Source organism: Candidatus Woesearchaeota archaeon (genome assembly GCA_003694805.1).
In the GTDB taxonomy this organism is placed as follows: Archaea; Nanobdellota; Nanobdellia; order Woesearchaeales; family J110; genus J110.
Genome location: RFJU01000160.1, coordinates 1 through 7082 on the forward strand (window position 1 = coordinate 1; position 7082 = coordinate 7082).

Annotated in this window: 7 protein-coding genes; 1 reads left to right on the forward strand and 6 read right to left on the reverse strand. The window is 53.0% G+C overall.

The genetic code is table 11. From position 1 onward, the window contains the following. The first annotated feature begins 59 nt into the window (after positions 1-59). Entirely contained in the window at positions 60-476 is a 417-nt protein-coding gene (locus D6783_05815; protein ID RME52102.1) for a hypothetical protein, read from the forward strand. Between the two features lie 148 nt (positions 477-624). Here the strand turns inward: D6783_05815 and D6783_05820 are convergent, their stop codons facing one another. The 6 genes from D6783_05820 to D6783_05845 form a co-directional block, all read right to left on the reverse strand. Then, positions 625-2058, reverse strand: a complete 1434-nt coding sequence (locus D6783_05820; protein ID RME52103.1) for an acetate/propionate family kinase — start codon at positions 2056-2058, stop codon at positions 625-627. A gap of 1 nt (position 2059) precedes the next feature. After that, entirely contained in the window at positions 2060-3847 is a 1788-nt protein-coding gene (locus D6783_05825; protein ID RME52104.1) for a hypothetical protein, read from the reverse strand. Positions 3848-4274: 427 nt separating this feature from the next. Continuing rightward, positions 4275-5213, reverse strand: a complete 939-nt coding sequence (locus D6783_05830; GenBank protein RME52105.1) for a hypothetical protein — start codon at positions 5211-5213, stop codon at positions 4275-4277. A gap of 6 nt (positions 5214-5219) precedes the next feature. Next, the gene (locus D6783_05835) at positions 5220-5975 is read right to left on the reverse strand and encodes a hypothetical protein (GenBank protein ID RME52106.1); all 756 of its coding nucleotides are present in this window, start codon (positions 5973-5975) and stop codon (positions 5220-5222) included. A 112-nt stretch (positions 5976-6087) separates the two neighbouring features. After that, the gene (locus tag D6783_05840; GenBank protein ID RME52107.1) at positions 6088-6825 is read right to left on the reverse strand and encodes a hypothetical protein; all 738 of its coding nucleotides are present in this window, start codon (positions 6823-6825) and stop codon (positions 6088-6090) included. 37 nt (positions 6826-6862) lie between these two features. Further along, positions 6863-7082 (reverse strand): hypothetical protein (locus D6783_05845; GenBank protein ID RME52108.1); only part of this gene is annotated, 220 nt, incomplete at its 5' end.

The following is a 7082-nucleotide window of genomic DNA, read 5'->3' on the forward strand; positions in this document are numbered from 1 at the left end:
GTATAGAGAAACATATACTAAACGAAAGATTTATATACTAGGGATTGTTTATTACGGACATGGTAGTATTGTTTGATCAGTTCAACCTCCCAGAGAACATCTTCGAAATTATTTTTGCCACTACTCAGCAAGTCATTGTGGCAAAGCTCCTCGTGGAAGAGATGAAGCGAAAAGACGGGGAAATCGGGAAGACGGAGATGAGTCTTTTCGCGACGCAGCTCCACGACGGCATCACCATCTCAACAAAGGACGCTCGCATACCAGGCCTCAAAAAAGACATCAAGCTGAGCTACAACAAGCGCCAGTTCTACGACCGCATTCTTACCCCCATGAAAACCATGGGGCTCATCGACTATGACTTGTACAAGAAAACGTACAAGCTCAGCGAGAAGTTCAACAAGAACATGATGCGCATTGGGCTGATGTGGCTTCAAGAGTTGCGAAAGCCCCCGCAAGATTTCCTGCAAAAAAAATAAAAAAATATCCTGCTGACTGGCTCCCCACGGCAAGTCTCTCCAACCACCCCTCAACCACCACAACTTTTCTTGGGGAGCCACTCACTATTACTATTCTCAAGGTACTCGTTCCAGGTCACACCCGGGTCGCGCCTTCTTTAACAAATCCTTAACAAAGGCTGAGCGCTGAGAACACCGCTTGCGCAATAGTGCGTTCTTCGTCTGCAGGGATCACAAGGACGCTGACACGCGAAGAAGACGTTGAGATGATTCGTGCGTGCCGGTCGTTTTTTCTCCGGTCCAGTTTGACGCCGAGAAACGCCAAACGCTCGCAGACGCGAGCGCGAAGAGAAGCAATATGTTCGCCTATGCCTCCAGTAAAGATAAGGGTGTCAAGCCCGCCGAGGGCGGGAAGATACGATGAGACGTGCTTTGCGAGGTGGTACTCAAGGAGTGCGAGGGAAAGTGCCGCGTCCTTATTCCCCTTCTTCGCTGCAGCAAGCACTTCTCTGATGTCCGCGCTCACACCAGAAACGCCGAGGAGGCCTGACTCATTGCTGAAGAGGTGGAGCAGTTCCGATGCGGAAACGCCTTGGCTTGCAAGGTGAATGACCAGTCCAGGGTCCACCGTGCCGCTCCGCGTTCCCATAGGAGGACCTTCAAGAGGAGTAACCCCCATGGACGTGTCGATGGACGTGCCACGCAGAAGTGCCGTCACAGAAACGCCGCCTCCGACATGGCAGACCACGGCTCTTTTTGGCATCGTCCCCAGGAGTTGTTTTGCTTCACGGATTGCCCCTGCAACAGACGTGCCGTGAAACCCGTACCTGCGAAGCCCTTGTTTTTTTGCCAGTGACCTTGGAAGTGCATATGTGGCGGCGACGTCAGGAATGCTGCGGTGGAATGCCGTGTCGAAGACAATGAAGTGCTTGGCGCGCGGCAAGTGTTGCAGGCTTTTGTGAATGCCTGCGAGGTTGTGAGGGTTGTGCAGGGGAGCAAAGCTATTGTATTGCTGCACTGCTCGAAGCAAAGCGGGTGTGACGCGGTGGGCGGGGAGGGTTGCTTGCTTTGGGTGCTTTGCGGGCTTGGCATGAACAGCGCCGCCGTGCACAACGCGGTGGCCGACCGCAGTAATGTCGCTCATCGCCGCAAGAGCGCCGGTTTCGGTAAGGGTGGCAAGGGCGAGAGCGATGGCTTCTTCGTGGTTTCTCACAGGGGTTTTGCAGGTCTGCTGTTGCTGTAGTTGTTCTTTCAGGACTGGCTGGGCGCGGTTGCTTCGCCTGCGTTCTCCCGCGCTTGTTTTGTAGAGGGTGATGGCGTGCGTTGTTTGTCGGCGGGAACGTCCTCGCTGCCCCGTCTCGATTGCATCAATGTACCCCTTCAGCAATACGGTGCCTGTTGCGGGGGGGAACGCAAAAAGCGCGTAGCGAAGAGAGCTGGACCCGGCGTTGATGACGAGGATGCGTGAGCCGCTGCTTTTTTTTCCTTTGGCACCCCCTCCAGCACCTTCTCTTTTCCTTTTTCCTTTCCTTTCTGGCCTAGCGCGCTCTTTAGCGTGTCTTTGGAAGCGCTGTTCTCTTGGCGTTTCGCCTGTGGCAGTCATTCTAGAGTCTGTGGTGGCATCGCTTGCACGTCTTTCTCCTTCTGGAGTTGAAGTAGCCGCAGTTCTTACATCGCTTGCGCGAGAAGAATGCGATGAGAAGGACAAGGACGATCAGTGCTATTGAAACCCACAGCAAGAGGTAGCCACTCCTTGACTTGAAGGCGAAGACTTTTGTTTTTACTTTGACAAGCGCTAGCTTGCGCTCTCCATAGTATGCTCGAACGGTGATTTCTTCATTGTCAGGAAAGTCCTCTTCACTGAGCTCGATGGAGATGGGGATGTGCGCCTTCTTGCCGGGCTTGATGAGGAAGGGTTCGTCGGCGCCTACCGTGACGCGTTCGCCATTGACGCGAAGATCGACAAGTTCTGGGTTGACGTAGGCATCTACACTGCCGGTGTTCTCAATGGTTACGATGAATTGTTTCTTACGAATGTCGTAGACGAGGTCCAGGATTTCAATCTCCGCTGAGTCATCTACGCGGACCCGCTCAATCTTGAAGGTTTGATCGAGCTGACGCTCGAGCGAGCCGGGTGACTCGCCGTAGATAGTAAACACCCTGCCCGAAATGTCGTCTCCTTGGAGGTTGAGCGGCTCCCCACTGGTTTGCACGGTGTACACGACTGTTTTGAGTGCGTTTGCTTCGATGAAGATGGGCTCTTCATCGCCAACAACTTTCACTCCTTCCGCGTCGGTTATGGTGATCGTGCTACGGAAGTACGCAGCAAGATCAACGTTGTTTTGGTAGGTTACTTCAAGTGCGCCGGTGGCTTCGTTGTACACGATGGACGCGATAGAAAGGCTCAAATCGTAGCGCGGCATGGGGAACCGGTCGAGGTCTTCAACTTGACTGACAGCACCCCCCGGGACGCGCGCGCTTTGGGCGAACTTGACAAAAACAGAAATGCCAAGCTGCCTGCGCACCGCCGTCGCTGCCCCAACGAGCTCGTTGCCGATGAGTATGCCGATGTCAATATCGCTTTGCGAGATGAATTCCTTGACTTCGTCCACTACGTTTTCTCTGCCGATGAACAGGACGGGGTCAGCGCCTGAGAGGAGACTTTGTTCAAGGAACTCGCCATTGGTAAGGATGACTTGGCGCGTCGGCTTGATTTGGAGGTAGCGCTTCACAATCTCGATGTTGTTTTCAAAGCGGTTGCCGACATTGATTATTTCAGGATTGAACGGCGCAAGGGCGGACTTGACAGCGCGGTCTACTTGACCAAAGATGATAATTTCGTCAACAGTTGTTCCTTGGAGGAAGTCTACAACGTCGTCGATATTGCCTTCGTCAGCGAAGAGAACATAGTAGCGGCCGAGTGACGCAAAGGGACCGACGCTCACGGCGTTGTAACCGTACGAGTCGTCAATGATGATGAATTTCGTGACGGGCGGGAGCTGCCTTCCTTCTTGTTGGTTGGTTCGCGTTATTTCATCATTCAAGCGCCGGGCCAGTTCAAGGTTGAAATCTTCTATGACGTCTTCCTCTACGCCTTCATACCCTTCTTGGTCAAGGATTGCCTTGTACCCTACCACGAACGAGTTTCTTCGCGACGTCAAGATTTGTATGTCTTTTTTACTCTTGGGCAGCGAGTAGAGGAGGATAGTGCTGTGCTTGGAGCTGACCAGAAAGTTGCTCGGGGACCCGATCAGGTTGCTGTAGAGCATCCCTGAGTAGACATCGCGCCAATCTCGCGAGTTGATGATGACATGATCTCGTGCAGACGCGAAAGGGATGAATAAAACAAGAAGTATTGCCAAGAGTATGGTTTGCTTTACGTGGTGATTCACGCCATCCCTCCGTTTTGTTCAGCGCTGGCTCGGTTCCTTAGCAGGCCATTCTTCCTATCAGCGCGTGTTTTTGTTGGCCGCGAGCGTTCGTTGTTTCTGTTTCGTTGTTCTGTTGTTGAACTGCTTTTCTGCCGTTTTTTCTGCTATCGCGCTTGCGAGGTTAGCAGTACGCCTGTTTTGCAAGGCATGACGCCCCTCCGAGGAAAACACCGCTCCATTGTTTATAAACTTTTCTGCGTGTGGGTGCTAGGAAAAAGTAACAGATCCTTCCGTTGCGAAAAAAGAGATGATGTAGTGTGAAGCTGATTTGGAGCATGGGGTGGTGGGGGAAGAAACAAGAGCGTCTTCTTCGCTGTCAAGAAAAAGCACTGAAAAAAAGCACTGAAAAACGTGTTCCTTTTTGGTCCTGTGTGTTTTCAACGCCTGTTTACACAGGGTTGGGGTCTGTCGAGGTGAACACGACGGTGCCGTTGCACGTACCGGAGAGTGGTGCGAGGGGAACTTGGAGCTGCCAATAGCTCGTTCCTTTGATTGGCGTTGCGGGGTTTGTTTGTTTTTGGAGTTGAAGCCCGAGCTGCTGGTCCGTGCTGGCAAGCGGTGTTTTTGCGCTGTAGTTTGCTGAAACGTTCGTGGAGAAGCGTTCGTAGCTGATGCTGATGTTGCCGTACGTGCAGTTCATGGCCAGGCCGTCGCCGGGGGTTGCGCCGTACCCGTGGACGGTGACGTTCATGGGGACGTTGCCGAGGTTGGTGACGTTAGCGGTGATGTTGGCGGACGTGTCGCCGGCGGCGAGGTCGCCGTAGTCGAGTGGGCTGGTGACGTTGAGGGCGTAGAGTTTTTCAATCGTGGAGGTTGCTGAGCCGGTCGCGGTGTAGCCTGACGAGTCTTGTACCGTTGTGTTGCATGTCCAGCTTGTACCATTATTAGCATAGTAGTAGACGTCAAAGGAGCAAGTGTAGTTCGCGTAGAAGCCGTTAACGTTGTCTTGCGTACAGCTCGTGTTGGTGTAGTGGCTGTTGTTGTTGTCTGGATCGGTTGAGATGTTGACGTTGGCGTCAAAGTAGGTTGCGTTGACGGAGGCGATGGTGTTGCCGCCGTTGTAGTCGCGTATTTCGACTCTGCAGTTGATCCTCTTGGTAGCGCCTGCGTTGAGGGTGATGCTCGTTGCATTGTCAATGCTTACGCTGAGGACTTCTGGCGGGGCGTTGGTGATATTGACAGTCGAGTCGACAGAAACGTTCACCCAGTTAGGACCGTTGCTAAAGCTCACCCCCTCTTTTGCAAACAGGAGGATGATAGCGAAAGCTGCGAGGAAGACCAGATGCAGGAGGCTTTCTTTTTTGGAGGAGTTTGTGTCATGGGTCATGCGTCTTTATCCGAGTTCTACGTAAAAGTAGTAGGTTGTCGGTGATGTTTTGACGTCGCTTTCTGCAACGATGGCTTGGAAGTCGTAGTTTTGGTTGTTGTACCCTGCTGTGTTGTCGTTGATGATGGCGACGTAGGCCAGGTTGCCGCCGTTGTCTTCCATGAGAAATTCTTGGAAGTCCGCAGCGGAGGTTTGGCCTTGGCTCGCGTCATTCACGTAGAGCGTGGTCGCGTTGCAGCCTGAAAGAGCGGTGCTGGCGATTGTGGTTGTGGTGTGGCCCGTCCAGTTGAACGTGCTGGAGATGGAGTCCGACTCGGCCGCGGTCATGTTGTGAAATGTTTCTTCGGATGCAATGGTTCCTGCTGCTGCGCAGGAGACGGTGCTAAAGTCCAGCGTTGCTCGTGAAACGATGACTTCGCCGGTGATGGTGGCTGAGCTTGGCCAGCTGTAAATCGTGTAGTTGTTCGCGTCGTCGAGCGTGAAGGTTCCGGTGACGTTTCCTATGTATGCTTTCCAGTGCTGGTCTTGCTGGAGGACGTCGAGGATGAGCGTGGTTATGGTTGAGCGGTTGGCCGTGTGGGAGGATGGCTGAATGGTTGGGCCGTTGTCTGTTGAGTTGTACGTGATGCTTGCGCCTGACGGCTCAGCAGTGATGAGTGTCGAGAAAGAAAAAAGAAAAAAAGTTGCGAGGAAGGCACTGGAAAGGAGGGCGAGCGCGAAGAGATTGCGCCTGTGCTGGTTCGTGGTTGGTGCTCCTTTCATGGTGCTTTCCTCTTTTGCTTTGTCCGGCTTGTTGTGGTTTGTTTTCTTAGTGTTTTCTTCCTTGTCGGGTTATTGTTTGTGCCGTTCCTTTTGCCGATTGCTACGTCGATTTTTAGTTGAGTTCGACGTAGAAGTAATACGGCGTTGTTGCTGAGTCGGTGCCGTCTTCTCCGACGAGCATTTGGAAGTCGTAGGTTCCGCCGTCAAAGCCAGTCGTGTCTGCGTCGATGATGGTTGCGTAGATGAAGACACCGGCGCTGTCTGTGAGCAGGACTTCGTAGAAGTTCGAGCTCTGTGCCGCGTCGTTCACGTACGTGTTTGTTGAGTTGCACGTGTTGGCCGTGATGGTCGTGGTGCCGACGCTGAATTGCGGGTGGCTTTGTTGGTTGAAGGTGTTTGATATGTAGTCAGCTTCTGATCCAGTCTGGCCGATGGCGGTGCCTTCTGCCGTGATGTTGCCCGCGTTAGCGCAAGAAACTGATGTGAAGCTTACGGAGGAGTTTCTGGTTGCGTAGACTTCTCCTTGGGGCGTCGCGATGGACCAGTTGTACATGGTGTTGTTGTTTGCATCGTCCAACGTGATGGTTCCCGTGATGTTTCCGTAGAAACCTTGCCAGAACCGCGTAACACTTAATGCGTCAATCGTGAGCGCTGTTACGTTTCCTGCTTGGGCCTCGACCGATTGGTCTGGGATGCCGCTCAGGTCTCGTCGGGAGCTTCCATCATTGGTGATGGAGACTGGTGCTGTCGGTGCTGCGAGGACGTAGGTCGTCCCTAAAACGAGTGTAAAGAAGAGAATTGCTGCAATTGCGCTCCTCCTCTTTTTGATTTTTTCTTGTTCCTTTGTCATCTCTGTTCACCTCGTTGTTTTCGTCGTGGTTGGTTTTTTACTTCTGTCCGCCGTCTTGTTTTTCGCGGCGGGCATGATGCTCATGAGTTGTGCGGCTTCTTTGTTGATCCTGCGCGAGCGGTGTTGCGTCCTTGTTTTTTTCTTGGGCCGTGTAGATGGTGTACCAGGTCCCTTCTGGTTTGGGGTCTTCGCGGGTGATGCAGTCAAAGAAGACTTGGCAGGTTTCTCCTGCGGGGCTGGCAAGGGTGAGGGGTTGA